Consider the following 26,301-nt stretch of genomic DNA (forward strand, 5'->3'; position numbering starts at 1 on the left):
CATGGACCTCACCCGCTATCTCCCGCCCGTCCTCGCCCTGGTCGTCGTGCTCGCGCTGTGCGTGCTGCTGGCCTGGTGGGGCTGGCGGCGACGTGCCGCCCGCCAGGGCGATCTGCCCGAGCTCCCGCAGCCCGTCGCCGGCGGCAAGGCGCTGAGCTGGGGGAGCGAGCCCGGCTCCGCGGAGGGCGTGTACGTCGCCACCACGCTCGCCGGCCGCCCGCTCGAGCGCGTCACCGCGCGCGGCCTCGGCCCTCGCAGCCGCGCGTCGGTCTCCGACGCGGACGACGGCGGACGGCCCGTCCTGCACGTGGAGCGCCAGGGTGCCGCGAGCTTCCTCGTCCCCTGGGCCGACGTCCGCTCCGTCCACACCGCACCCGGCATGGTCGGCAAGTGGGTCGGCGGCGACGGCCTCCTCGTCGTCCGCTGGCAGCTGGGCTCGACCGAGCTAGACACCGGCTTCCGCCTCGACGAGCGCGCCGACCAGGACCGCTTCCTCGCCCTCGCCGCCCGGCGCCTGCCCGCCGACCAGCGCCCGTCCGCCGACCCGTCGGACCTGCCCCCGTCGGGCGCGCCCCCGTCGGATCCCGCACTCCCATCCACCGACCCGCAGCCCCGGAAGGAGCTCCCATGACCACCACCGCCCCCGACGTCCGCGTCGGTCGTGCGCGCCGCACCCCCGACCCCGCCCTCCTCGTCCTCGAGGACGGCACCGTGCTGCGCGGCGAGGCCTACGGCGCGCGCGGTGCGCGTCTGGGCGAGGTCGTCTTCGCGACCGGCATGACCGGCTACCAGGAGACCCTCACCGACCCCTCCTACGCGGGCCAGATCGTCGTGCAGACGGCGCCGCACATCGGCAACACCGGCGCCAACACCGAGGACATGGAGTCCCGGACGGTCTGGGTGCGCGGCTACGCCGTGCGCGAGGCCAGCCGCGTCGCCTCGAACTGGCGCAGCGAGCAGAGCCTCGACGACCTGCTGGTGGGCAGCGAGGTCGTCGGCATCTCCGGGATCGACACCCGCATGCTCACACGCATCCTGCGCGAGCACGGGTCCATGCGCGGTGGCATCTTCTCCGGGAGCGCGCTGGCGGACGCGAGCGAGCAGCGGCTGCTCGAGCGCATCCAGGCCGAGCCCGCCATGGAGGGCGCGAGCTTCGTCGAGGAGGTGACCATCCCGCAGCCCGTGGTCCTCGAGCCCGAGGGCGAGGCGATCGGCACGGTCGCCGCCGTCGACCTCGGCATCAAGGGCGCGACGCCGCGCAACATGGTCGCCCGCGGCCTGCGCGTGCACCTGCTGCCCGCGACGACCTCCCTCGAGGAGCTGGTGGCCACCGAGCCGGACGCGGTGTTCTTCTCCAACGGCCCCGGGGACCCCGCGAGCGCCGACGCCCAGGTCGAGCTGCTGCGCGGAGTCCTGGACGAGGGCCTGCCCTTCTTCGGGATCTGCTTCGGCAACCAGCTGCTGGGCCGTGCGCTCGGCTTCGGCACGTACAAGCTGAAGTACGGCCATCGCGGCATCAACCAGCCCGTGCTGGACCGCGAGACCGGCAAGGTCGAGATCACCGCCCAGAACCACGGCTTCGCCGTCGACGTCCCGCTCGAGGGCGAGCACACCGCTCCGCACGACGGCGGCCGCTACGGCCGGGTCGTCGTCTCCCACGTGGGCCTGAACGACGACGTGGTCGAGGGCATCCGCTGCCTCGACCTGCCCGCCTACTCCGTGCAGTACCACCCCGAGGCCGCGTCGGGCCCGCACGACGCCTCCTACCTGTTCGACCGCCTCGTCGACCTCGTGCGCGCGCACCGCACCGGGACGGCCGACCAGACCCCCGCCGCCTCCGAGAAGAAGGACTCCTGATGCCCCGCCGCGACGACATCGCCTCCGTGCTCGTGATCGGCTCCGGGCCGATCGTCATCGGCCAGGCCGCCGAGTTCGACTACTCCGGCACCCAGGCCTGCCGCGTGCTGCGCGAGGAGGGCCTGCGCGTCATCCTCGTGAACTCGAACCCGGCGACGATCATGACCGACCCGGACATCGCCGACGCGACCTACATCGAGCCGATCGACCCCGACGTCATCCGCTCGATCATCGCCAAGGAGCGTCCGGACGCGGTGCTGCCGACCCTGGGCGGCCAGACAGCGCTGAACGCCGCCATCGCCCTCGAGGAGCGCGGCATCCTCGCCGAGTTCGGGGTCGAGATGATCGGCGCCTCGATCGACGCGATCCAGAAGGCCGAGGACCGCCAGCGCTTCAAGGGCGTCGTCGAGCGCGTGGGCGGCGAGTCCGCCCGCTCGCGCATCTGCCACACCATGGACGACTGCCTCGAGGCCGCCGAGGACCTCGGCTACCCGATGGTCGTGCGCCCGAGCTTCACCATGGGCGGGCTCGGCTCCGGCATGGCCTACGACGAGGCCGACCTGCGCCGCATCGCGGGCGACGGCCTGCACTACTCGCCGACCACCGAGGTGCTCCTGGAGGAGTCGATCCTGGGCTGGAAGGAGTTCGAGCTCGAGCTCATGCGCGACCGCAAGGACAACTGCGTGGTCGTCTGCACGATCGAGAACGTCGACCCCGTCGGCGTGCACACGGGCGACTCCGTGACCGTGGCCCCTGCCCTTACCCTCACCGACGTCGAGCAGCAGAGGCTGCGCGACCTCGGCATCGGCATCATCCGCGAGGTCGGGGTGGACACCGGCGGCTGCAACGTGCAGTTCGCGATCCACCCCACCACGGGGCGCATCGTCGTCATCGAGATGAACCCCCGCGTCTCGCGCTCCTCGGCGCTCGCCTCGAAGGCCACGGGCTTCCCGATCGCGAAGATCGCCGCCCGTCTGGCGCTGGGCTACACGCTCGACGAGATCCGCAACGACATCACGGGCACCACCCCGGCGAGCTTCGAGCCGACGCTGGACTACGTGGTCGTGAAGATCCCGCGCTTCGCCTTCGAGAAGTTCCCGGCCGCCGACCCGACCCTCACCACCACCATGAAGAGCGTGGGCGAGGCGATGGCGCTGGGCCGCAGCTTCACCGAGGCCTACGGCAAGGCCCAGCGCTCCCTGGACGTGAAGGCGGCGAACGTCGACTACACGGGACCGGTCCCGGACGCCTCCGAGGTCGCCGAACTCGTCGAGGCCGTGCGCATCCCCTCCGACACCCGCATGGTGGCGATCGCCCGCATCCTGCGCGCCGCCGCCGCGGGCGTCGTCGACCCCGCCGAGACGATCGAGCGGCTCTACGAGACCACCGCCATCGACCGCTGGTTCCTCGACCAGTTCCTGCTCGTCGCGGAGATCGCCGAGGAGGTCCGCGCGGCCGAGGTGCTCGACGCCGGCCTGCTGGCCCTGGCCAAGCGCCACGGCATCTCCGACGACCAGATCGGGCAGCTGCGCAGCGTCTCCGGCGACGTCGTCAAGGGCGTGCGCGAGGCGCTCGGCGTGAACCCGGTGTACAAGACCGTGGACACCTGCGCGGCGGAGTTCGCCTCCCGCACCCCCTACCACTACTCGAGCTACGACCAGGAGAGCGAGGTCGAGCCCCGCACGAAGCCCGCGGTGCTGATCCTCGGCTCCGGCCCCAACCGCATCGGCCAGGGCATCGAGTTCGACTACTCGTGCGTGCACGCCGCGATGGTGCTGGGCCGCGACCTCGCCGAGGGCGGGGGCGGCTTCGAGACCGTCATGGTCAACTGCAACCCCGAGACGGTCTCGACGGACTACGACGTCGCCGACCGTCTCTACTTCGAGCCCCTGACCTTCGAGGACGTCGTCGAGGTCTACGAGGCCGAGCGCGCCGCCGGTCCTGTCGCGGGCGTCATCGTGCAGCTGGGCGGGCAGACCCCGCTCTCGCTCGCCCGGCGCCTGGAGGACGCGGGACTGCCGATCATCGGCACCTCGCCCGGCGCGATCGACATGGCCGAGGACCGCGGCGCCTTCGGCGGCGTCCTCGCCCGGGCCGAGCTGCCCGCCCCGCCCTACGGCACCGCCTGGGCGCTGGCCGACGCGATCGAGACCGCCCGCGAGGTCGGCTACCCCGTCCTCGTGCGCCCCAGCTACGTGCTCGGCGGGCGCGGCATGGAGATCGTCTACGACGAGGCCGGGCTCGTGGACTACGTGGGCCGCAACATCCCCGAGGGCGGTCGTGCCGAGGCGCCGATCCTCATCGACTCCTTCCTGGACACGGCGACCGAGATCGATGTCGACGCGCTGTACGACGGCGAGGAGATGTACCTCGGCGGGATCATGGAGCACATCGAGGAGGCCGGGATCCACTCGGGCGACTCCGCGTGCACCCTGCCGCCCGTGACCCTGGGCGCCGGCGTGCTCGAGCAGATCCGCCGCTCGACCGAGGCGATCGCCGAGGGCGTGGGCGTGCGCGGCCTGCTCAACGTCCAGTACGCGCTCGCCCACGGCGTGCTCTACGTGCTCGAGGCCAACCCGCGCGCCTCCCGCACCGTCCCCTTCGTCTCCAAGGCGACGGGCGTCCACCTGGCCCAGGCGGCCTCGCTGATCATGGCGGGCCGCTCGATCGCCGAGCTGCGCGCCCAGGGCGCGCTGCCCCGCGAGGGCGACGGCGGGGACCTCCCCGCGGACACCCCGATCAGCGTCAAGGAGGCCGTGCTGCCCTTCAAGCGCTTCCGCACCCACGAGGGCCGCAGCGTCGACGCGCTGCTCGGCCCCGAGATGCGGTCGACGGGCGAGGTCATGGGCATGGACGCGACCTTCCCGCTGGCCTTCGCGAAGTCGCAGCTGGCGATCTCCGGGCAGGGCCTGCCCACCTCGGGCTGCGTCTTCGTCTCGGTCTCGGATCGCGACAAGCGCGGCGTCGTGCTCCCGGTGGCGCGTCTGGCGGCGCTCGGCTTCGACATCCTCGCGACCGTCGGCACCGCCTCGGTGCTGCGCCGCTCCGGGGTCCCGTGCCGCACCATCGCCAAGGCCTCCGAGGCCGACGCCTCCGGCAGCGTCATCGAGCTCATCGAGGGCGGCGAGGTCGTGCTCGTGCTGAACACGCCCTCGGGCTCCGACGCGCGCGCCGACGGCTACGAGATCCGTGCGGCCGCGACCTCCATGGACGTCCCGATGATCACCACGCTGCAGGAGTTCCAGGCGGCCGTGCAGGCGATCGAGGCGCTGCCCAGCGGCGCCTTCGACGTCGAGAGCCTGCAGGACCACATCGCCTTCCTCTCGCGCCACCGCGGCGAGACGGTGCGCGCGTGAGCGGGGGAGAGACGAGCACCGGGCAGGACGTGGCCCCGACCTTCGGCGAGCGGCTGCGCGCGGCCGTCGCGGAGCGCGGCCCCCTCGTCGTGGGCGTCGACCCGCACGCCTCCCTGCTCGCGCAGTGGGGCCTCGCGGACGACGCGGACGGCCTGCGGGTCTTCTCCCGCACCGTGCTCGACGCCTGCGCGGGGCACGCGTGCGCGCTCAAGCCCCAGTCCGCCTTCTTCGAGCGCCACGGCTCCCGCGGCATCGCGGTGCTCGAGGAGCTGCTGGGCGCCGCCCGCGAGCGCGGCGTGCTCACGGTCCTCGACGTCAAGCGCGGGGACATCGGCTCGACCATGGGCGGGTACGCCGACGCCTACCTGCGCCCGGGCGCCCCGCTCGAGGCCGACGCGGTCACTGTGAGCCCGTACCTGGGCTTCGGCTCGCTCGCCCCGGCGCTCGAGCTCGCCGCGCAGCACGGCAAGGGCGTGTTCGTGCTGGCCCTGACCTCGAACCCCGACGGGCCCGAGGTCCAGCACGCAGTACGCGCCCAGGGCCCTGCGGCCGCCGTCGCGCGTGCCGGGGGCTCTCCCGCGGAGAGCGGCAGGGCAGAGGCATCGTCCGTCGCCGGCATCATGGCCGACCACACCCGCGAGGCGAACCTGGCGGAGATCGCCGAGTCTGGGCTCGACCCCGCGCAGGCATGGGGGAGCACGGGGCTCGTCATCGGCGCGACCGTGGGCGACGCCCTGCGGGACCTCGGCATCGACGTCGCCGGGACCCGTGCCCCGGTCCTCGCTCCCGGCTACGGCGCCCAGGGCGCCGGACCCGAGGACCGCGCCGCGGTCTTCGGGGCCGCCGCCGATCGGGTTCTGGTCTCGCTCTCGCGCGGAGTGCTCTCCGCCGGGCCCGATCCGCAGGCCCTCGCGACCAGGGCCGAGGAGCTCGCCGCCGCGTACGCCCTCTGATCCCGGCGCCGCGGTTCGAGCACGCGGCAGGGCCCCACTTTTCGCCACACCTGCTGGTTATCGCGTCAGAACGAGGGGCCGAAAGCCGTCCGAACTGGAGCGACGCGCCGAGAAGGGGCGAATTCCGCCGATCATCGGGATACAGTCGTGCCACCGCACCCGCCCGAGACGTGCAGGTCCACGAGGATCCCTGGTGATCAGGACCCGGATGGTCGGAGGGCGCGGTGGGACCCGGTCCCCGGGACCCTGGTATCAGGACACCCGTCACCGAACCAAGAACTGAGGTACGACAGTGGCTCTCCCTCCTCTCTCTCCGGAACAGCGCGCCGAAGCCCTCAAGAAGGCCGCCGAGGCCCGACGTGAGCGCGCAGCCATCAAGTCCCGCCTGAAGGAGTCCACCGGCCGCCGCGGCGAGGAGATCGCCAAGGTGCTCAAGGAGGCCGAGGACAACGAGGTGATCGGTCGCCTCCGCGTCGCAGCCCTCCTCGAGGCCCTCCCGGGCGTCGGCAAGGTCAAGGCGCAGCAGATCATGGAGGAGATCGGCATCTCGCCCTCACGCAAGGTGCGGGGCCTCGGCTCCCACCAGGCGGAGAAGCTCATCGCCCATTTCTCCGAGTGACGGAGAGCGTCGCGGCCGGAGCCCCGCGCTCCGGCCGCGTCCCTGTCACGGTGCTCGCCGGCCCGACGGCCGTCGGCAAGGGCACGGTCTCGGCGGCGATGCGCGAGCGCTATCCCGACGTGTGGCTGTCCGTCTCGTCGACCACGCGGGCTCCGCGCCCCGGTGAGGTCGATGGCGTGCACTACTCCTTCGTCAGCGACGAGGAGTTCACCCGTCTGGTCGAGACCGGGCAGATGCTCGAATGGGCGATCGTCCACGGGCGCAACCGCTACGGAACGCCCCGCGGCGCGGTGGAGCAGCGCATCGCCGACGGCCGCCCCGTGCTCCTGGAGATCGACCTCGCCGGAGCGCGGCAGGTCCGCGAGACCATGCCCGAGGCGCTCTTCGTGTTCCTCGCCCCGCCGGACTGGGAGACGCTCGTCGAGCGGCTCGTCGGCCGCGGCACCGAGGACGCCGAGGAGCGCGAGAGGCGCCTGGCCACCGCGCGCGTCGAGCTCGCCGCCGAGAGCGAGTTCGACGTCACCATCGTCAACGACACGGTCGCCGACGCCACCGATCGTCTGGCCGCTCTCATCGGCGTCGCTCCGCAGCACGGCTGAGCGTTCGGCCGAGAGCACTCCGCTGCACGTGCTCCGCACAGGTCGCGGAGCGCCCCCTCCGGACGGGGCGTGACGCAGTCCGCCCGCCCCCCGCTCGCCAGCGCGCGGATCGGGGCGTATCCTGGGTGGTCGCATGCGGCGCGCTCCGCGAGCTCAGCTCACTGCCGGACCGGCAGCGCCGTGCACATCGTCAATCGAAGGGACCTTCCGTGTTCGGAACCGTCGCCCAGCCCGAGGGCATCACGAACCCGCCGATCGACCGCCTCCTCGAGGACGTCGACTCGAAGTACGCGCTCGTGCTCTACTCCTCGCAGCGCGCCCGCCAGATCAACGCCTACTACTCGCAGCTCTCCGAGGGCCTGCTCGAGTACGTCGGCCCCCTCGTGGACGTCGAGAACCAGGAGAAGCCGCTCTCCATCGCCCTGCGCGAGATCGACGAGGGACTGCTGGTCGCCCGCGAGATCGACGAGGCCGAGCTCGAGGCCAAGAAGCAGGCCGAGTCGGAGTCCTCGCTGGCTCCGCTGCAGCTCGGCGAGGACGCGCCCGAGCCGCCGTCCACCGACTTCTCCTTCTGAGCACACTCGGGGGAGCCCCCTCGAGATCCGCCGAGCATCGCGAGGATCCTGCTGAGATGAGCCAGATCGCCGATGGGATCCGCGGAGCCCGCGTCCTGCTGGGCGTGAGCGGCGGGATCGCCGCCTACAAGGCCGCGCACGTGGTGCGCGGCCTTGTCGCGTCCGGGGCCGACGTCCGCGTGGTCCCCACCGCCTCCTCCCTCGAGTTCGTGGGCGCCGCGACCTGGGAGGCCCTCAGCCACCACCCGGTCACCACGAGCGTCTTCGAGGACGTCGACGAGGTCGCCCACGTGCGTCTCGGGCAGGAGGCCGACCTCGTCCTCGTCGTCCCCGCGACGGCCGACCTGCTGGCCCGGGTCCGCGGCGGACGGGCCGACGACCTGCTGAGCGCGACCCTGCTCATGGCCGGCCCGCGGGCCCTCCTCGCGCCCGCCATGCACACCGAGATGTGGGAGAACCCGGCGACCCGCGAGAACGTGGCGGTGCTGCGCGAGCGCGGCGTGCGGGTCCTCGAGCCCGCCGTCGGCCGGCTCACCGGCCCGGACAGCGGACCCGGCCGCCTTCCCGAGCCGGAGGCGATCCTCGACGCCGCCCGCGCGCAGCTCACCGCCCCGCGCGACGAGCACGGCGCCGTCGTGCAGGGCCTCGCGGGCGCGCGCGTGCTGATCAGCGCCGGCGGCACCCGCGAGGAGATCGACCCCGTCCGCTTCCTCGCCAACCACTCGTCCGGCAAGCAGGGCTTCGCCCTCGCCCACGCGGCCCTCGCGCGCGGCGCGGAGGTCACCCTGATCGCTGCGAACGTCGACCTCCAGACGCCGCCCGGCGCCCGCCGCATCGACGTCACGAGCGCCGCCGACCTCGCGGAGGCGGTCGCCGCAGAGCGCGGGGACGCCGACGCGCTCGTGATGGCCGCCGCCGTGGCCGATTTCACCCCCGCCGAGCGGGCCGAGGAGAAGATCAAGAAGTCCGGTGAGGACGACGTCCCCGTCCTCGCGCTGCGCCGCACCGAGGACGTGCTCGCCGCGAGCGTGACGGACCGCCGGCAGCGTCGCGGCGAGGCCGGAGTGCCCGCGGGAACCCGCGTGAACCCGCATGTCATCGTCGGATTCGCCGCGGAGACCGGGGGAGAGGGGCGCACCTCCCTCGAGCTCGCGCGGGAGAAGGCGCGCCGCAAGCAGGCCGATCTGCTGGTGTTCAACGACGTCAGCCGCGGGGTCTTCGGCGCCGAGGACACGGCGATCGAGATCCTGGACGCCGAGGGCGCGGACGTGGACCGCGCCGAGGGGTCCAAGACGGCCGTCGCCCACGCTGTGCTCACGCAGGTCGCGAGCAGGCTGGGCAACGTACGCTGGACCCCATGACACCGCACGACCTGCGCAGCTTCACCTCCGAGTCGGTCACCGAGGGGCACCCCGACAAGATCTGCGATCAGATCTCCGACGCCATCCTCGACGACATGCTCGGCCAGGACACCGGCGCGCGCGTCGCCGTCGAGACCATGGTGACCACGGGGCTCGTCCACGTCGCCGGTGAGGTGCGCACGTCGGGGTACACCGACGTGCAGCGGATCGTCCGCGACGTCATCCGGGAGATCGGCTACGACTCCTCCGCGAAGGGCTTCGACGCCGACAGCTGCGGCATCGAGGTCTCCATCGGCTCGCAGAGCCCCGACATCGCCGCGGGCGTCGACACCTCCTGGGAGAGGCGCGACGGCGGCTCCGCCGAGCGCTTCGGCGACCTCGGCGCGGGCGACCAGGGGCTCATGTTCGGCTACGCGTGCTCGGACACTCCGACCCTCATGCCGCTGCCGATCCACGCCGCCCACCGCCTCTCCTCGAACCTCTCCGAGGCGCGCCGCAGCGGGGTCCTGCCCTACCTGCGACCCGACGGGAAGACCCAGGTCACCATCGGCTACGACGAGCACGACGTCGCCCGCAGCGTCGAGGCGGTCGTGGTCTCCACCCAGCACGACGAGGACGTCGACATCGCCGCGCAGCTCGATCCCGGGATCCGTCAGGTCGTCATCGCACCCGTCCTGGAGGAGCTCGAGGGCATCGGCCTGGACACTTCCGAGGTGCGCTTCCACATCAACCCCTCCGGTCGCTTCGTCGTCGGCGGCCCCAAGGGCGACGCCGGACTCACGGGCCGCAAGATCATCGTCGACACCTACGGCGGGATGGCCCGTCACGGCGGCGGCGCGTTCAGCGGCAAGGACCCCAGCAAGGTCGACCGCTCGGGTGCCTATGCCATGCGCTGGGTCGCCAAGAACGTCGTCGCCGCAGGACTTGCGAAGCGCTGCGAGGTCCAGGTCGCCTACGCGATCGGCGTGGCCGCGCCCGTGGGCCTGTACGTCGAGACGTTCGGGACCGGCACCGTGCCCGATCATCAGATCGCCCGTGCCATCGAGAAGGTCTTCGACCTGCGTCCGGCCGCGATCATCGACGCCCTGGACCTGCTGCGCCCCATCTTCACGCTGACCTCGGCCCACGGCCACTTCGGCCGCGAGCTGCCCGAGTTCACCTGGGAGCGCACGGACCGGGCCGACGAGCTCGCGAGGGCGCTGTGAACGACGCCCCGGCGCTGGACCCGGCGATCGCGCAGCGCCTCGCCCACGACGCCGCGGGCCTCGTGCCCGCCGTCATCCAGGACCACGAGGACGGCCGCGTCCTCATGGTCGGCTGGATGGACGACGAGGCCCTGCGCCGCACCCTGACCGAGGGCCGCGTGACGTTCTGGTCCCGCTCGCGCCAGGAGTACTGGCGCAAGGGCGACACCAGCGGGAACGTGCAATACGTGCGCTCGGCCGCCCTCGACTGCGACGGCGACACGCTGCTCGTCCAGGTCGATCAGATCGGACCGGCCTGCCACCGCGGCACCGACACCTGCTTCGTCGGCGGCGAGCTCGGCGTCCGCGTGCTCGGGGAGGCCGAGCGCTCATCGGCCGCCGACGCCGCCGGGCCCACCGCGGCCACCGCCGCGACCGCCACCGCGCACCGCCCCGAGGAGGACACCGAGGGATGACCACGACCGATCAGCCGCACCCGGATCGCACCCGTCCGTCGGCCCCCGAGGACACGGACGCCGGAGCGTCCTATCCGGAGCTCGTCGGCGGGATCGAGGGCGATGCCCTCGGGGTGATCCAGCCCGATCGCGAGACCTTCCGGGCGCTGGCCGCCCAGCAGCGGATCGTCCCCGTGACCCTCCGCGTGCTCGCCGACGAGGACACCCCGCTCACGCTCTACCGCCGCATCGTCGACCAGGAGGACCCCCGCGGCACCTTCCTGCTCGAGAGCGCGGGGGAGGGCGAAGCATCCCGCTGGTCGATCATCGGCGCCCGCGCCCGCGCCGTGCTCACCGAGAAGGACGGCCAGGCCCACTGGATCGGCGACGTGCCCGCGGGCGTCCCCGAGGACGGCGACCCGATGCGGGCCCTCGCCTCCGTCGCCGACGCGTTCCGCTCCGCGCGCCTCCCGCAGCTGCCGCCCTTCACCGGCGGACTGGTCGGCGTCGTCGCCTACGACGCCGTGCGCCACTGGGAGAAGCTGCCCGACGCCCCGCCCGACGAGATCGGCGTCCCCGACCTCTCGATGATGCTCGCCCAGGACGTCGCCGTGCACGATGCGCACGACGGCACCGTGCTGCTGGTCGCCAACGCCCTGAATCTCGACGGCACCGACGAGCGCGTCGACGAGGCCTACGACCACGCCCTCGCGCGGGTGGACGCCCTGCGCGGCGCGCTGCACCGTCCGCTGCCCGCGCGCCCCGCCGTCTACGACACGGTCCGGGAGGTCGAGCCCAAGCCCCGCACGGCCGAGCTGGAGTACCAGGAGTCCGTGCGCGAGGCCGTCCGCGACATCGTCGACGGCGAGATCTTCCAGGTCGTGCCCTCGCAGCGCTTCTCCCTGCCCACCGCCGCGGATCCGCTGGACGTCTACCGTGTGCTGCGGCGCATGAACCCCAGCCCCTACATGTACCTGCTGCGGACCGTGGACGGCGACGGCGCGCCGATCGACGTGGTGGGCGCGAGCCCCGAGGCGCTCGTCACCGTGCGCGGACGCACCGCCGGCACGCACCCGATCGCCGGCTCGCGTCCGCGCGGGGCGAACCCCGAGGAGGACTCGCGCCTCGCGGAGGAGCTGCTGGCGGACCCCAAGGAGCGCAGCGAGCACCTGATGCTCGTCGACCTCGCGCGCAACGACCTGCAGAAGGTCTGCGAGCCCGGCAGCGTCACCGTGCGCGACCTCATGCACATCGAGCGCTTCAGTCACATCCAGCACATCTCGAGCGACGTCACCGGCACCCTGCGCGCCGACGCGAGCGCATGCGACGCCCTGCGCGCGACGTTCCCCGCCGGCACCCTCTCCGGGGCGCCGAAGCCGCGGGCGATGCAGATCATCGACCGGCTCGAGCCGGTGCGCCGCGGGGTCTACGGCGGCACCGTGGGATACATCGACTTCGCCGGGGACATGGACATGGCCATCGCGATCCGCACCGCCGTCATCAAGGACGGAACCGCGCACGTGCAGTCCGGGGGCGGGATCGTCGCCGACTCCGATCCCGTGACCGAGCACCGCGAGTCCCAGACCAAGGCCGCCGCCGCCCTGCGCGCGGTCGCCTCCGCGCAGACGGTGCGCGACGCATGAGGGCGCTGCTGACCCGGCGCAGCCTCGTGCTCGCCGCCCTCGTCATGTCCCTCGCGCTCGCGGGGATGACCCGCGCGACCTGGACGACGGCCCTGGCCGCCGGCTTCACGGGCGCGAAGCAGAGCGTCGACGTCACCGGGCAGGACGCCGCCCCCGCGGTGCTCGCCCTCGCCCTCGTGGGCGGCGCCGCCGCGGTCGCGACGACCCTCGCCTCGCGCTGGGTGCGCTTCATCACCGGGCCCGTGCTGATCCTCGTGGGCATCGGCGCCGCCGTCTCCTCGATCAGCGTGCGCGCCGATGCCGTGAGCGCCTCGACCTCCGCGGTCGCCGAGGCCACGGGCGTGGTCGGCGGCTCGATCGACGCCGAGGCGAGCATCTGGCCGCTCGTGGCCCTCGTGCCGGCGGTGCTGCTCGTGGTCGTCGGCGTGCTCGTGCTGGCCGTCGGCGGGCGCTGGCCCCGGCGCCGCTCCCGCTACCAGCGCGACGCCTCCCGCGAGGTCGCGCCCGCCCAGCTCGACCCGTCCGACGACCCGGCGGCGGCCTGGGACGCGCTGAGCCGCGGCGAGGATCCGTCCGATGCGGCGGCCGAGGAGTCCTCGGCCGATCCTGCCGGCGGTCGGGCCGACGACCCGTCCGACGAACCGGTCGACGAACAGGTCGACGAACAGGTCGAGCACCCGTCCGACGACACATGGACCGAGCCGCCGGGCGACTCCGGGCGCGTGGCAGAATAGGGTTATCCGCCCCCTGCACACGAGAGGTCACCCATGCCCCGCACGTACGCCGTCCCGCCGCCGCCCCCGCACAACGAGGGCAGCACCGTCGCCGCTTGGGTGAACACCGTCGGCTGCGTCCTCGGGGCGATCGTCGCGGCGCTCGGCATCGTGCTCGGCGACATGCCGATCATCATCGGCGGCGCGGCCGTCGTGGTGATCACGATGGTCGTGAGCTTCGTCCTGCGCCTCGCCGGCTTCGGCCAGAAGCGCACCCGGGCCTCGGCGCAGTGACCCAGCGGGCCGGCGCCCGGGGAGCGGTGCTGCCGCTCGCCCTGGCGGCGGCCGCGGCCGCGGCGGCGGTCGGGGTCCAGGCGGTCTTCGACCCCTTCACCCAGGACGTGCCGCTGTGCCCCCTGCACGCGCTCACCGGCCTGGACTGCCCGGGCTGCGGCGCCACCCGCGCCGTGCACGCGCTGCTCGCGGGCGATCCGCTGCTGGCCCTGCACAGCAACGCGCTGATCGTGCTCGCCATGCCCGTCGTGCTCGCCCTCTACCTGCGCTGGATCGTCGACCGCGTCCGCGGGCGCGGTCGCGTCATCGATCCGCCCAAGGGCATGCTCCTCGGCCTGGGCGCTCTGGTGGCCGTCTTCACGATCGCCCGCAACCTCCCGGGCCTGGAGTTCCTCTCCGCGCCCTCGCTGGTCCCCGGGGCCTGAGCCCCGCGGGGCCGGCACGCAGCACCGGCGCCGAACGGGCACGCGGCCCGTCGACGCCGCATCCGCATCGTCCGCGCAGACCAGGCTCCACGAGCCGGGACCAGGAGGGTCCGTGACAGCGACAGGCACCGTCCTCGACAGCATCATCGAGGGGGTCCGCGAGGACCTCGAGACGCGCCGCGCGCAGCTCCCGCGCCCCGCCCTCGAGCGCCTCGCCGCGCAGACCGCCCCCGCCCGCGACACCCGCGCGAGCCTGGAGGGCGACGGCAGCACGCTGGGCCTGATCGCCGAGGTCAAGCGGCGCAGCCCCTCGAAGGGCGACCTCGCCGAGATCGCCGATCCCGCCGCGCTCGCCCGCATCTACGCGGGCGCCGGCGCGAGCGCGATCAGCGTCCTCACCGAGCAGCGGCGCTTCGGCGGCAGCCTCGCCGACCTCGACGCGGTCCGCGCATCCGTCGACGTCCCCGTGCTGCGCAAGGACTTCACCGTCGAGGACTACCAGGTGCTCGAGGCCCGCGCCCACGGGGCGGACCTCGTGCTGCTCATCGTCGCGGCCCTCGACGACGCCCTCCTGAAGGACCTGCACGACCTCACCCGCGAGCTCGGCATGCAGGCGCTCGTGGAGACCCACACCGCAGCGGAGCTCGAGCGCGCCCTCGCCCTGGACCCCGCCATCGTGGGTGTGAACGCGCGCGATCTCACCACCCTCGACGTGCACCTGGACAGGGCGACCGCCCTGCTCGGGGACATCCCGGCCGGGATCCTCGCGATCGGCGAGTCCGCGGTCGCTTCGGTCACCGACGTCGAGTCCTACGCCCGCGCCGGAGCCGACGCCGTGCTCGTGGGCGAGGCCCTCGTGACGGGAGCCGACCCCCGCCGCAGCGTCGAGGAGTTCCGATCCGTCCGCCGCCACGGCCGCGCCGGCGGCTCCGGTCCGAGCGCGGCCGGCACCAGCACCACGACCCTCGGAGGCGACGCATGAGCCAGAGCCTGTTCCCGCGCCCGGACACCCCGCTGCGCAGCGAGGCCGGCCCCTACTTCGGCGACTTCGGCGGGCGCTTCCTGCCCGAGGCGCTCGTGCCCGCGCTCGACGAGATCCGCGAGGCCTACGAGAAGGCGATCGTCGACCCCGACTTCATCGCCGAGCTCCAGCGCCTCTCCCGCGAGTACACGGGCCGCCCGTCCCTGCTCAGCGAGGCGCCGCGGTTCTCCGCCCTCGCCGGCGGCGCCCGCGTGCTGCTCAAGCGCGAGGACCTCAACCACACCGGCAGTCACAAGATCAACAACGTGCTGGGTCAGGCCCTGCTCACCCAGCGCATGGGCAAGACCCGTGTGATCGCAGAGACCGGCGCCGGCCAGCACGGCGTCGCGACCGCGACGGCGGCGGCCCTGTTCGGACTGGACTGCACGATCTACATGGGCGAGGAGGACACCGAGCGCCAGGCGCTGAACGTGGCCCGCATGCGCCTGCTGGGCGCTGAGGTCGTCCCCGTGACCCACGGCTCGCGCACCCTGAAGGACGCGATCAACGAGGCCTTCCGCGACTGGGTCACGAACGTCGAGAGCACCCACTACCTGCTGGGCACCGTGGCCGGTCCCCACCCGTTCCCCGTGATGGTCCGCGACTTCCACCGGGTGATCGGCGAGGAGGCCCGCGAGCAGGTCCTCGAGCGCACGGGCGCCCTGCCCGACGCCGTCGTCGCCTGCGTGGGCGGCGGCTCCAACGCGATGGGCATCTTCCACGCCTTCCTCGACGACGCCGACGTCCGGCTGATCGGCTGCGAGGCCGGCGGGGACGGCGTCGCCACCGGCCGCCACAGCGCGACCATCGGCGGCGGCAGCCCGGGCGTCCTCCACGGCGCCCGGAGCTTCGTCATGCAGGACGACGACGGCCAGACCATCCCCTCCCACTCGGTGAGCGCGGGCCTGGACTACCCGAGCGTCGGCCCCGAGCACGCCTGGCTCGCCGAGATCGGCCGCGCCGAGTACCGCGCGATCGACGACGACGCGGCCATGGACGCCTTCGCCCTGCTCTCCATGACCGAGGGCATCATGCCCGCGCTCGAGTCCGCGCACGCCCTGGCCGGGGCGCTCGCGCTGGGCCGCGAGCTCGGCGAGGGCTCCACCGTCCTGGTGAGCCTCTCGGGACGAGGCGACAAGGACGTGGACACCGCCTCCCGCTGGTTCGGACTCCTGGACGATCCGTCCGACGGGTCCGACGGGTCCGACGGCGCCGCCGCTCGTCGCGGCGATCTCGCCGCCCTGCGCGACCTCGCCCGCAGCACCCTGCCCACCGACCGCGCCGCCAGGCCGGAGACCGCCGGTCCGGAGACCCCCGCCGCGGCCGATCCCGCGACGCCCCTCACCGAGGAGGAGAACCGATGAGCACCACTGCGCGGCTGCGGGCCGGAGACGTCCTCGAGCGCACGCGCGAGGAGGGCCGCCCAGCCCTCGTCGGCTACCTGCCCGTCGGCTTCCCCGACCAGGAGCGCTGCATCCAGGCGGCGCGCACCCTGGTGGACAACGGCGTCGACGTGCTCGAGCTGGGCCTTCCCTACTCCGACCCCGTGATGGACGGGCCCGTCATCCAGCAGGCCGCCACCGCGGCACTGGCCGGCGGCACCCGTACCCACCACGTCCTCGAGGCCGTCGAGGCGCTGCGGGGGAGCGGTGCGGCCGTCCTCGTGATGACCTACTGGAATCCCGTCCTCGCGCAGGGCGTCGCCTCCTTCGCGCATCGCCTCGCCGTCGCGGGCGGTGCCGGGCTCATCACCCCTGACCTCATCCCCGACGAGGCAGGGGACTGGCTCACCGCGAGCGAGGACGAGGGGCTGGACCGCGTGTTCCTCGTGGCCCCGAGCTCCCCGCGCGAGCGACTCTCGCACGTCGTCTCCCACGCGTCCGGCTTCGTGTACGCCGCCTCGACCATGGGCGTGACCGGCACCCGCGACTCCGTCGGGGAGGCCACCAGGGGGCTCGTCGAGCGCACCCGCGCCGCGGGCGCCCGCAACGTCTGCGTCGGCCTCGGCGTCTCCACCGGGACCCAGGCGGCGGAGGTCGGCGCCTACGCCGACGGCGTCATCGTCGGCTCGGCCTTCGTCAAGGCCCTCATGGAGGACCTCGCCGCGGCGGGAGCCGACGGAGCGGACCCCGGGGCGGATCCGTCCCTCGGGGCCGCTGTCCCCATGCCACGCCTCGCGGCGAAGGCGCGGGAGCTGCGCGAGGGCGTCGAGAGCGCCCGGAGCGGAGTGCGCGCATGATCCTCGCCGACATCCCCAGCCCCACGATCTCCGCGATCCACCTGGGCCCCCTGGAGATCCACTTCTACGCCCTGTGCATCCTCGCCGGCATCGGCGTCGCCCTCTGGTGGGCCACCAAGCGGTGGGAGTCCCGCGGAGGCACGGGCGAGGACATGTTCGACATCGTCTTCGCCGCCGTCGTCGCCGGCATCATCGGCGCGCGCATCTGGCACGTGCTCTCCTCGCCCGCCCCCTACTTCGGGGCCGACGGGAACCTTCTGGACGTGCTCAAGATCTGGCAGGGCGGCCTTGCGATCTACGGCGCCGTCGCCGGCGGGGCCGTGGCCGTGTGGTTCATGGCCCGCCGCAAGGACATCTCCTTCGTGGCCCTCGCGGACACGATCGCGCCGACCCTCATGGTCGCCCAGGCGATCGGCCGTCTGGGCAACTGGTTCAACCAGGAGCTCTTCGGCCCGCCGACGACCCTTCCGTGGGGGCTGGACATCTCCTGCGTCCAGAACGGGGGCACCATCCCCGGCTGCGTGCCCGGCACCTACCACCCGACGTTCCTCTACGAGCTGCTGTGGAACCTCATCGGCGTGGTCGTGCTGCTCGCGATCGCGAAGCGACTGCAGCTGGGCGGGGGCCGCGTGTTCTGGCTCTACGCCGCGATCTACTCGGCGGGCCGCGCCTGGATCGACGCCATGCGCACCGAGCCCGTGGCGATGATCGGCCCGCTGCGCATCCACACCGTGCTGGCCCTCGTGGTCCTCGTGGTCGCGATCGTCGTGCTCGTGGTGCTCACCCGGCGCAGACGGCGGCGCGGGGGAGAGGTCCTCGCGGCCGACGGCTCGTGGACCCTGCCCGTCGCGTCGCCGGCGGGCCCGTCGGCCCCCGCGGACGGGCCGGCCCCCGCGGACACGTCGGCCTCCGACGGCGCCGACGGCTCCGAGCGGACCGTCGCTCCCGACGCGCGCCGCGGGCGCCGCAGACGCCGCGACTGACCCGTAGCCCCGCGAGGACGCACGCCCCGCGGGACGTACGCACACCCGGCGGACGGGCGTCTCACGATGCGACTGCTGAGATTCCGCACGACGGACGCAGGCAGTACGCTGTCCCGACGGCAATCGGGGCCCCGGGCGGCCCCCTGCCCTCCGGGACCCGCGTCGCGGCCCCTCTGCGGGCCACGGTCCACAGCACCGGCCCCGGAAGGAACGCCCATGATCCCCCTGCGTTCGCGGTTCTCCGCGCAGCCCCCGGCCACCGGCCTGTACAGCCCCGAGGACGAGCACGACGCCTGCGGCGTCGCCATGATCGCCACCACGCGCCGCACCCCCGGGCACGACATCATCGAGCACGCGCTCACGGCGCTCGAGAACCTCGACCACCGCGGAGCCGTCGGCGCCGAGGAGACCACGGGCGACGGTGCCGGGATCCTCCTGCAGGTGCCCCACCGCTTCCTCTCCGACGTGGCGGCCGAGGCCGGGGCCGAGCTCCCCGCGCCGGGCGCCTTCGCCGTCGGCCAGGCCTTCCTCGCCCAGGACCCCGATGCGCGCGCCCTCGAGGTGGAGCGCGTCGAGCGCATCGCCGAGGACGAGGGCCTGCGCGTGATCTTCTGGCGCGACGTGCCCGTGGTCGACGGCCTCGTCGGCCCCAGCGCCCGCGCCGCGCAGCCGCACTTCGCGCAGATGATCCTCGAGGACGCCGCGCACGAGCGCACGGGACTCGATCTCGAGCGCGCTGCCTTCGCCGTGCGCCGCCGTGTCGAGCACTCCACGGGTGCCTACTTCGCGAGCCTGTCCACGCGCACCCTCGTCTACAAGGGCATGCTCACCACCACGCAGCTCGGCGAGTTCTACCCCGACCTGCGCGATCCGCGCCTCGAGTCGACCGTCGCGATCGTGCACTCGCGCTTCTCGACCAACACCTTCCCCGCCTGGCCGCTCGCGCACCCCTTCCGGATGCTCGCCCACAACGGCGAGATCAACACCGTGGTCGGCAACCGCAACCGCCTGCGCGCGGCCGAGGGGCGCCTGGCCTCGCCCCTGTTCGGCGAGGACCTGGGGCGCCTGCTGCCCGTGAACTCGGCCGGCGCCTCGGACTCCGCGAGCCTCGACGAGGCCCTCGAACTGCTGAACCTCGCCGGCCGCTCCGTGCCCCACGCGATGATGATGCTGGTCCCGGAGCCCTGGGAGAACGACACCTCGATGGACCCCGATCTGCGGGCGTTCTACGAGTTCCACGCGATGATCCAGGAGCCCTGGGACGGCCCCGCCGCGCTCGTCTTCACCGACGGCGACATGGTCGGCGCGAAGCTCGACCGCAACGGCCTGCGGCCCCTGCGCTACTGGGTGAGCGACGAGGGCCTCGTGGTCCTCGGCTCCGAGGCCGGCATGATCGAGATGGAGCCCGAGCACGTCGCGCGCAAGGGGCGCGTCGCCCCCGGCGAGATGTTCGCCGTCGACCTGGTCGGCGGCCGTGTGCTCACCTCCCACGAGGTCAAGGACGAGGTCGTCGCGAGCCGCCCCTGGCGCCGCTGGCTCTCCGAGCAGAAGGTCGACATCGCCGATCTCCCGCAGCGCGAGCCCATTTGGCACTCGCGCTCCTCCGTGGTGCGCCGCCAGCAGACCTTCGGGTACTCCGAGGAGGAGCTGCGGATCCTGCTCGGTCCGATGGCGGCCAAGGGCGCCGAGCCCATCGGGGCGATGGGCACCGACACCCCCACGGCCGTGCTCTCCGACCGCCCGCGCCTGCTCTTCGACTACTTCACCCAGCAGTTCGCTCAGGTCACGAACCCGCCGCTCGACTCGATCCGGGAAGCCGTGGTCACCAGCCTGGGCGTCGCGATCGGCGAGTCGCGCAACCTGCTGGACGCGACCGCGCTGCACGCGCGCCAGCTGTCCCTGCCCGCGCCCGTCATCGACAACGAGCAGCTCGCCCGGATCCTCACCATCGACTCCGATCCCGGGACCGCGGACTTCCACACCACCCGCCTGCGCGGCCTGTACCGCGTGAGCGGGGGAGCCTCCGCCCTCGAGGAGCGGATCCAGGAGATCTGCGAGGAGGCGGTGCGCGCGATCGACGACGGCGCGACCTTCCTCGTGCTCTCCGACCGCGACTCCAACGCCGAGCTCGCTCCGATCCCCTCGTTGCTGCTCACGAGCGCCGTGCAGCACCACCTCATCCGCACCGGCCGGCGCACCCGCGCCGCCCTGCTGGTCGAGGCGGGAGACGTGCGCGAGGTCCACCACGTCGCGCTGCTCATCGCCTACGGCGCGAGCGCCGTGAACCCCTATCTCGCCATGGAGAGCGCCGAGGATCTCGTCAGCCGCGGGGTCGTCGGCGACATCAGCGGCGAGCAGGCGGTCGCGAACCTCCTGCAGGCCCTCGCCAAGGGCGTCCTGAAGATCATGTCGAAGATGGGCATCTCGACGGTCGCCTCCTACCGCGGCAGCCAGCTCTTCGAGGCCGTGGGCCTCTCGCGTGAGCTCGTCGAGCGCTTCTTCCCGGGCACCACCAGCCGCATCGACGGCATCGGGCTCGACGTCATCGCCGAGGAGAACGCCTCCCGCCACGCCCTCGCCTACCCGCGCGACGGCCTGCGCAACGCCCACCGCCGCCTCGACGTCGGCGGCGAGTACCAGTGGCGCCGCGAGGGCCCGCCGCACCTGTTCACCCCCGAGACGGTGTTCCGCCTCCAGCACTCCACGCGCTCGCGGCAGTACGAGGAGTTCCGCCGCTACACCGAGCTCGTGGACGACCAGTCCACGCAGCTGATGACCCTGCGGGGACTCATGCGCCTGCGCACCGACGAGGCCTCCCCGGTGCCGCTGGAGGAGGTCGAGCCGGTCTCCTCGATCGTGAAGCGGTTCATGACCGGCGCGATGAGCTACGGCTCGATCTCCCGCGAGGCCCACGAGACCCTCGCGATCGCCATGAACCGCCTGGGCGGCATGTCGAACTCGGGGGAGGGCGGCGAGGAGCCCGACCGCCTCCATGATCCCGAGCGCAACAGCGCCATCAAGCAGATCGCCTCGGGCCGCTTCGGTGTCACCAGCGAGTACCTGACCTTCGCGCGCGACATCCAGATCAAGATGGCGCAGGGCGCGAAGCCCGGCGAGGGCGGCCAGCTGCCCCCGGAGAAGGTCTACCCGTGGATCGCCCGCACCCGGCACTCCACGCCCGGCATCGGCCTCATCTCCCCGCCGCCGCACCACGACATCTACTCGATCGAGGACCTCGCCCAGCTCATCCACGACGCGAAGTCCGCGAACCCCGCGGCCCGCGTCCACGTGAAGCTCGTGTCCCGCTTCGGCGTCGGCACGGTCGCCGCGGGCGTCTCCAAGGCCCACGCCGACGTCGTCCTCGTCTCCGGGCACGACGGCGGGACCGGCGCGAGCCCCCTGAACTCCCTCAAGCACGCGGGCACGCCCTGGGAGCTGGGCCTCGCCGAGACCCAGCAGACCCTGCTGCTCAACGGCCTGCGGGACCGCATCACCGTGCAGGTCGACGGGCAGATGAAGACCGGGCGCGACGTCATCATCGGCGCGCTCCTGGGCGCCGAGGAGTTCGGCTTCGCGACGGCCCCGCTCGTGGTCTCCGGCTGCATCATGATGCGCGTGTGCCACCTGGACACCTGCCCCGTGGGTGTGGCCACCCAGAACCCCGAGCTGCGGGCCCGCTTCACCGGGCAGGCCGACTTCGTGGTCACCTTCTTCGAGTACATCGCCGAGCAGGTCCGCGAGCACCTCGCCTCCCTCGGACTGCGCTCGCTCGACGAGGCCGTCGGCCGCATCGACCTGCTCGACGTCGAGGACGCCCGCCGCCACTTCAAGCAGCAGGGCCTCGACCTCGCGCCGGTGCTCGCCGCCCCCGAGGTCTTCGCGGGCGACCACGTGCGCCGCATGCGCGGTCAGGACCACTCCCTGGAGAAGGCCGCCGACGTCCCCTGGATCGCCGCCGCCGAGCCCGCGCTGGAGCGCGGGGAGGCCGTCGTCATCCGCGATCGCGTCCGCAACGTCCAGCGCACCGTCGGCACCCAGCTGGGCCACGAGGTCACCCGGCGCCACCGCGCCGACGGGCTGCCCGAGGACACCATCCGCATCGAGCTCGAGGGCACCGGCGGCCAGTCGCTCGGCGCCTTCCTGCCGCGCGGCATCACCATGGAGCTCACGGGCGACGCCAACGACTACGTCGCCAAGGGCCTCTCCGGCGGCGTGGTCGCGATCGGCCACGGCGAGGGCACCCCGTCGTCGCTGACCTCCGCGACCATCGCCGGCAACACCTGCGGCTACGGCGCGACCAGCGGCAAGCTGTTCCTCGCCGGCGCCGCGGGGGAGCGCTTCGGCGTGCGCAACTCCGGCGCCACGATGGTCGTCGAGGGCATCGGCGATCACGGCGCGGAGTACATGACCGGCGGCGCCGTCGTCATCCTCGGCGCGACCGGCAGGAACCTCGGCGCCGGCATGAGCGGCGGCACCCTGTTCGTCCTCGACCTCGACGAGAGCGAGCTCAACCCCGCCGACGCCGCGACCTTCGAGATCACGCCCGTGCGCGAGGACCACCGCGAGTTCGTGCTCGAGGCCGTGCGCGAGCACGCCCGGCGCACCGGCTCCGACCGGGCCCACGCGCTCCTGGCGGACGAGGACGACCTGATCTCGCGCCTCGTCGAGATCGCCCCCCGCGCGTTCCTGCGCGTCACCGAGATCCGAGACCGCGCCCAGGAGGCCGGCATCGACCCCGATTCCCACGAGGTGTGGAACGAGATCCTGGAGGGTTCCCATGGCTGATCCCCGCGGCTTCCTGAAGACCCGCGACCGCGAGCTGCCCACGCGTCGGCCCGTGCCCCTGCGCCTCATGGACTGGCGCGAGGTCTACGAGTCCCGCGAGCAGGGGCGACTCGGCGTCGTCTCCCGCCAGGCGGGCCGCTGCATGGACTGCGGCATCGCCTTCTGCCACCAGGGCTGCCCGCTGGGCAACCTGATCCCCGAGTGGAACGAGCTGGTCTACCGCGAGGACTGGCGGGACGCCTCCGAGCGCCTGCACGCGACCAACAACTTCCCCGAGTTCACCGGACGCGCCTGCCCCGCGCCCTGCGAGTCCAGCTGCGTGCTCGGCATCAACCAGCCGCCCGTGACCATCAAGAACATCGAGGTCTCGATCATCGATCGCGCCTTCGACGAGGGCTGGGTGACGCCCCAGGAGCCCGAGCGGCAGACCGGCCGCTCGGTCGCCGTCGTCGGCTCCGGGCCCGCGGGCCTCGCCGCCGCGCAGCAGCTCACGCGCGCCGGGCACTCCGTGGTCGTCCTCGAGCGCGACGACCGCATCGGCGGATTGCTGCGCTACGGCATCCCCGAGTTCAAGCTCGAGAAGCGCCACGTGGACCGCCGCCTCGAGCAGATGCGCGCCGAGGGCACCCGCTTCCGCACCGGAGTGGACGTGGGCGGCAGCGGCGAGGGCGCGATCAGCATGGAGCAGCTGCGCCGCCGCTTCGACGCCGTGGTGCTCGCGACCGGTTCGCAGATCCCGCGCGAGCTCCCGGTGCCCGGGCGCGAGGCCGCCGGCATCCACCCCGCCATGGAGTACCTCACCCAGGCGAACCGCCGGGTCGAGGGCGACGAGGTCGCCGATCAGATCAGCGCCGAGGGCAAGGACGTCATCGTCATCGGCGGCGGCGACACCGGCGCCGACTGCCTGGGCACCGCCCTGCGCCAGGGCGCCCGCTCCGTCACCACGCTCGCGATCGGCTACCAGCCGCCCACCGAGCGCGACGCGGCCCACCCCTGGCCCACGCACCCCGTGCTCTTCGAGGTCACCGGCTCCCACGAGGAGGGAGGCGAGCGCAGCTACCTCGCCTCCACGACCGGCTTCGAGGTCGGCGAGGACGGCGCGGTCACCGGCATCCGGGTCGCGCGCACGAGCGTCCAGGACGGGCGCCGCGTCCCCACGCCGGGGACCGAGAAGGTGCTGCCCGCCCAGCTCGTCCTCATCGCGATGGGCTTCACCGGCCCGCGCCGCGAGGGCGCGCTCGAGGAGGCCGACGTCGAGCTCGACGACCGCGGCAGCATCGTGCACGACGAGACCTGGCGCACGAGCGCCGACGGCGTGTTCACCGCGGGCGACTGCGCACGCGGGCAGAGCCTCATCGTCTGGGCGATCGCCGAGGGACGCTCGTGCGCGGCCGCCGTGGACGCCCACCTGATGGGATCCACGGCCCTCCCGCAGCCCGTCGAGCCTCACGCCCGGGCCCTGTCCGTCTGACCCGGAGCCGGCCGGCGGTCGCGCCGGGCGTGCTCCGCCGGGTCGTTCACCCGTGCTCCGACCGCTGGCCGGTCGCACCGCCCGGCTCCGCCGCGCGGACAGTACACTGGATGGCGACGGATCACAGCGGTGCGACCCGTGGCAGCGCGTTGCCCGGATGCACCCTGCTGCGACGGGGATGCGCGCCCCCACTTACCTCCGATAGATGGGTTGACATGCGAAAAGCCAAGATCGTCTGCACACTGGGCCCGGCGACGAGCTCGTATGAGCAGATCCGCACGCTGATCGACGCCGGGATGAACGTGGCCAGGATGAACCTGAGCCACGGCACCCACGACGACCACGAGAAGGTCTACGCGAACATCCGCCGCGCCGCCGATGACCTGGGACGCAACGTCGCGGTCCTCGTCGACCTCCAGGGACCCAAGATCCGGCTCGGGAACTTCGCCGACGGCCCCCATCGCCTCGAGGTGGGCGACGAGTTCACCATCACCACCGAGGACGTCGAGGGCACCAAGGAGCGCGTCTCCACGACCTTCAAGGGCCTGCCCGGCGACTGCCGGCCCGGCGACGTCCTCCTGATCGACGACGGCAAGGTGTCGGTGCGCGTGACCGACGTGTCCGACACCGAGGTGCGCACCGTCGTCGAGGTCCCCGGGCCCGTCTCGAACCACAAGGGCATCAACCTGCCCGGCGTGGCCGTCTCGGTCCCCGCCATGAGCGAGAAGGACATCAACGACCTGCGCTGGGGCCTGAACCTCGGCGCCGATCTGATCGCCCTGTCCTTCGTGCGCGACGCGCACGACATGGACGACGTCCTGCGGATCATGCAGGAGGAGGGGCGCCGCGTCCCGGTCATCGCCAAGATCGAGAAGCCCCAGGCCGTGCGGGCGCTGCGCGCGATCGTCGGCGCCTTCGACGGCATCATGGTCGCCCGCGGCGACCTCGGTGTCGAGCTGCCGCTCGAGCAGGTCCCGCTCGTGCAGAAGCGCGCGATCGAGCTGGCCCGCCGCAACGCCAAGCCCGTCATCGTCGCCACCCAGGTGCTCGAGTCGATGATCGAGAGCCCGCGCCCCACCCGCGCCGAGGCCTCGGACTGCGCCAACGCCATCCTCGACGGGGCCGACGCGGTCATGCTCTCGGGCGAGACCAGCGTGGGCAAGTACCCCTTCGAGGCCGTGCGCACCATGGCGCGCATCGTCACCAACACGGAGGAGAACGGCGCCGACCGCATCCTCCCGCTGGGCACCATCCCGCACACCCGCGGCGGCGCCATCACCCGCGCGGCGGCGGAGATCGGCGGCCAGCTCTCCGCCCAGTACCTGGTGACCTTCACCGAGTCGGGGGACACCGCGCGCCGCCTCGCGCGCCTGCGCCCGTCGATCCCCCTGCTCGCCCTCACCCCGTACGAGCACGTGCGCCACCAGCTCGCGCTCTCGTGGGGCATCGAGGCGCACCTCGTGCCGATGCAGAAGAACACGGACGAGATGGTCCTCGTCGTCGACGAGCTGCTGCGCGAGCACAAGGGCCTGCAGAAGAACGACCTGGTGATCGTCGCCGCCGGCTCGCCCCCCGGGGTCCACGGCTCCACGAACACCCTGCGCGTGCACCGCATCGGCGACCTCGACGGCACCGAGTCCGCACGGATCGAGGCCGACCGCATCGCCGCCGGCACCCAGGAGTCCTGAGCCCCTCCCCGGAGCCCCGGAGGCGCATCCGTCGCGCACCACGAAGGGCCCCGTCCCGGATCCGAGCATCGGATCCGGGA

General features: G+C 73.1%; 21 protein-coding genes. All 21 read left to right on the plus strand.

Features of this window, described 5'->3' with window-relative positions; translation table 11 throughout:
• Position 1: 1 nt before the first annotated feature.
• The gene (locus tag ACFQ53_RS07560; protein WP_377857594.1) at positions 2-631 is read left to right on the plus strand and encodes a hypothetical protein; all 630 of its coding nucleotides are present in this window, start codon (positions 2-4) and stop codon (positions 629-631) included.
• The gene (carA, locus tag ACFQ53_RS07565; protein ID WP_377857597.1) at positions 628-1,857 is read left to right on the plus strand and encodes a glutamine-hydrolyzing carbamoyl-phosphate synthase small subunit; all 1,230 of its coding nucleotides are present in this window, start codon (positions 628-630) and stop codon (positions 1,855-1,857) included. Before ACFQ53_RS07560 ends, carA begins: the two co-directional genes overlap by 4 nt.
• On the plus strand, positions 1,857-5,213 hold the full coding sequence (carB, locus tag ACFQ53_RS07570) for a carbamoyl-phosphate synthase large subunit (RefSeq protein WP_377857600.1): 3,357 nt from the start codon (positions 1,857-1,859) through the stop codon (positions 5,211-5,213). The genes carA and carB overlap by 1 nt, the downstream gene beginning before the upstream one ends.
• Positions 5,210-6,166: an orotidine-5'-phosphate decarboxylase gene (gene pyrF, locus ACFQ53_RS07575; protein WP_377857603.1), complete on the plus strand. Its 957-nt coding sequence runs from the start codon at positions 5,210-5,212 to the stop codon at positions 6,164-6,166. The genes carB and pyrF overlap by 4 nt, the downstream gene beginning before the upstream one ends.
• Before the next feature lie 292 nt (positions 6,167-6,458).
• A complete protein-coding gene (gene mihF / locus ACFQ53_RS07580) occupies positions 6,459-6,785 on the plus strand; it encodes an integration host factor, actinobacterial type (RefSeq protein ID WP_152353058.1) in 327 nt (108 codons plus the stop codon).
• The gene (gene gmk / locus ACFQ53_RS07585; protein ID WP_377857606.1) at positions 6,782-7,384 is read left to right on the plus strand and encodes a guanylate kinase; all 603 of its coding nucleotides are present in this window, start codon (positions 6,782-6,784) and stop codon (positions 7,382-7,384) included. Before mihF ends, gmk begins: the two co-directional genes overlap by 4 nt.
• 209 nt (positions 7,385-7,593) lie before the next feature.
• On the plus strand, positions 7,594-7,959 hold the full coding sequence (gene rpoZ, locus ACFQ53_RS07590) for a DNA-directed RNA polymerase subunit omega (RefSeq protein WP_152353056.1): 366 nt from the start codon (positions 7,594-7,596) through the stop codon (positions 7,957-7,959).
• A 56-nt stretch (positions 7,960-8,015) separates the two neighbouring features.
• Positions 8,016-9,320, plus strand: a complete 1,305-nt coding sequence (gene coaBC, locus ACFQ53_RS07595; protein ID WP_377857609.1) for a bifunctional phosphopantothenoylcysteine decarboxylase/phosphopantothenate--cysteine ligase CoaBC — start codon at positions 8,016-8,018, stop codon at positions 9,318-9,320.
• Complete coding sequence (metK, locus tag ACFQ53_RS07600) at positions 9,317-10,525, plus strand: methionine adenosyltransferase (protein ID WP_377857612.1); 1,209 nt, start codon at positions 9,317-9,319, stop codon at positions 10,523-10,525. The genes coaBC and metK overlap by 4 nt, the downstream gene beginning before the upstream one ends.
• Positions 10,522-10,980, plus strand: a complete 459-nt coding sequence (hisI, locus tag ACFQ53_RS07605) for a phosphoribosyl-AMP cyclohydrolase (RefSeq protein ID WP_377857615.1) — start codon at positions 10,522-10,524, stop codon at positions 10,978-10,980. Before metK ends, hisI begins: the two co-directional genes overlap by 4 nt.
• Positions 10,977-12,602, plus strand: a complete 1,626-nt coding sequence (locus ACFQ53_RS07610) for an anthranilate synthase component I (protein ID WP_377857618.1) — start codon at positions 10,977-10,979, stop codon at positions 12,600-12,602. The genes hisI and ACFQ53_RS07610 overlap by 4 nt, the downstream gene beginning before the upstream one ends.
• Complete coding sequence (locus tag ACFQ53_RS07615) at positions 12,599-13,336, plus strand: Trp biosynthesis-associated membrane protein (RefSeq protein WP_377857621.1); 738 nt, start codon at positions 12,599-12,601, stop codon at positions 13,334-13,336. The genes ACFQ53_RS07610 and ACFQ53_RS07615 overlap by 4 nt, the downstream gene beginning before the upstream one ends.
• Positions 13,337-13,369: 33 nt before the next feature.
• Positions 13,370-13,609 carry an HGxxPAAW family protein gene (locus ACFQ53_RS07620; protein WP_377857624.1) on the plus strand — a complete coding sequence of 80 codons (240 nt, stop codon included), beginning with the start codon at positions 13,370-13,372 and terminating at the stop codon, positions 13,607-13,609.
• Positions 13,606-14,034 (plus strand): DUF2752 domain-containing protein, encoded by a 429-nt coding sequence (locus ACFQ53_RS07625; protein ID WP_377857627.1) that lies wholly within the window; start codon positions 13,606-13,608, stop codon positions 14,032-14,034. The genes ACFQ53_RS07620 and ACFQ53_RS07625 overlap by 4 nt, the downstream gene beginning before the upstream one ends.
• A 112-nt stretch (positions 14,035-14,146) precedes the next feature.
• Positions 14,147-15,016, plus strand: a complete 870-nt coding sequence (gene trpC / locus ACFQ53_RS07630) for an indole-3-glycerol phosphate synthase TrpC (protein ID WP_377857630.1) — start codon at positions 14,147-14,149, stop codon at positions 15,014-15,016.
• Positions 15,013-16,419: a tryptophan synthase subunit beta gene (gene trpB, locus ACFQ53_RS07635; RefSeq protein ID WP_377857633.1), complete on the plus strand. Its 1,407-nt coding sequence runs from the start codon at positions 15,013-15,015 to the stop codon at positions 16,417-16,419. The genes trpC and trpB overlap by 4 nt, the downstream gene beginning before the upstream one ends.
• Positions 16,416-17,294 (plus strand): tryptophan synthase subunit alpha, encoded by an 879-nt coding sequence (gene trpA / locus ACFQ53_RS07640; protein ID WP_377857636.1) that lies wholly within the window; start codon positions 16,416-16,418, stop codon positions 17,292-17,294. The genes trpB and trpA overlap by 4 nt, the downstream gene beginning before the upstream one ends.
• Positions 17,291-18,277 carry a prolipoprotein diacylglyceryl transferase gene (gene lgt / locus ACFQ53_RS07645; RefSeq protein WP_377857638.1) on the plus strand — a complete coding sequence of 329 codons (987 nt, stop codon included), beginning with the start codon at positions 17,291-17,293 and terminating at the stop codon, positions 18,275-18,277. The genes trpA and lgt overlap by 4 nt, the downstream gene beginning before the upstream one ends.
• Positions 18,278-18,493: 216 nt before the next feature.
• Positions 18,494-23,062: a glutamate synthase large subunit gene (gltB, locus tag ACFQ53_RS07650; protein ID WP_377857641.1), complete on the plus strand. Its 4,569-nt coding sequence runs from the start codon at positions 18,494-18,496 to the stop codon at positions 23,060-23,062.
• Positions 23,055-24,533, plus strand: a complete 1,479-nt coding sequence (locus ACFQ53_RS07655; RefSeq protein WP_377857643.1) for a glutamate synthase subunit beta — start codon at positions 23,055-23,057, stop codon at positions 24,531-24,533. Before gltB ends, ACFQ53_RS07655 begins: the two co-directional genes overlap by 8 nt.
• Before the next feature lie 215 nt (positions 24,534-24,748).
• Positions 24,749-26,221 carry a pyruvate kinase gene (gene pyk, locus ACFQ53_RS07660; RefSeq protein WP_377857646.1) on the plus strand — a complete coding sequence of 491 codons (1,473 nt, stop codon included), beginning with the start codon at positions 24,749-24,751 and terminating at the stop codon, positions 26,219-26,221.
• Positions 26,222-26,301 lie beyond the last annotated feature (80 nt).

The organism is Brachybacterium sp. NPDC056505 (assembly GCF_042794925.1).
GTDB lineage: Bacteria > Actinomycetota > Actinomycetes > Actinomycetales > Dermabacteraceae > Brachybacterium > Brachybacterium kimchii.

What these genes read in the sequence shown, in the direction of transcription:
- trpB (WP_377857633.1), top strand. Translation starts at nt 15,013, where the DNA reads ATGAGCCAGAGCCTGTTCCCGCGCCCGGACACCCCGCTGCGCAGCGAG.
- lgt (WP_377857638.1), top strand. Translation starts at nt 17,291, where the DNA reads ATGATCCTCGCCGACATCCCCAGCCCCACGATCTCCGCGATCCACCTG.
- ACFQ53_RS07615 (WP_377857621.1), top strand. Translation starts at nt 12,599, where the DNA reads ATGAGGGCGCTGCTGACCCGGCGCAGCCTCGTGCTCGCCGCCCTCGTC.
- metK (WP_377857612.1), top strand. Translation starts at nt 9,317, where the DNA reads ATGACACCGCACGACCTGCGCAGCTTCACCTCCGAGTCGGTCACCGAG.
- ACFQ53_RS07620 (WP_377857624.1), top strand. Translation starts at nt 13,370, where the DNA reads ATGCCCCGCACGTACGCCGTCCCGCCGCCGCCCCCGCACAACGAGGGC.
- pyk (WP_377857646.1), top strand. Translation starts at nt 24,749, where the DNA reads ATGCGAAAAGCCAAGATCGTCTGCACACTGGGCCCGGCGACGAGCTCG.
- trpA (WP_377857636.1), top strand. Translation starts at nt 16,416, where the DNA reads ATGAGCACCACTGCGCGGCTGCGGGCCGGAGACGTCCTCGAGCGCACG.
- ACFQ53_RS07560 (WP_377857594.1), top strand. Translation starts at nt 2, where the DNA reads ATGGACCTCACCCGCTATCTCCCGCCCGTCCTCGCCCTGGTCGTCGTG.
- coaBC (WP_377857609.1), top strand. Translation starts at nt 8,016, where the DNA reads ATGAGCCAGATCGCCGATGGGATCCGCGGAGCCCGCGTCCTGCTGGGC.
- ACFQ53_RS07655 (WP_377857643.1), top strand. Translation starts at nt 23,055, where the DNA reads ATGGCTGATCCCCGCGGCTTCCTGAAGACCCGCGACCGCGAGCTGCCC.
- ACFQ53_RS07610 (WP_377857618.1), top strand. Translation starts at nt 10,977, where the DNA reads ATGACCACGACCGATCAGCCGCACCCGGATCGCACCCGTCCGTCGGCC.
- gltB (WP_377857641.1), top strand. Translation starts at nt 18,494, where the DNA reads ATGATCCCCCTGCGTTCGCGGTTCTCCGCGCAGCCCCCGGCCACCGGC.
- carA (WP_377857597.1), top strand. Translation starts at nt 628, where the DNA reads ATGACCACCACCGCCCCCGACGTCCGCGTCGGTCGTGCGCGCCGCACC.
- carB (WP_377857600.1), top strand. Translation starts at nt 1,857, where the DNA reads ATGCCCCGCCGCGACGACATCGCCTCCGTGCTCGTGATCGGCTCCGGG.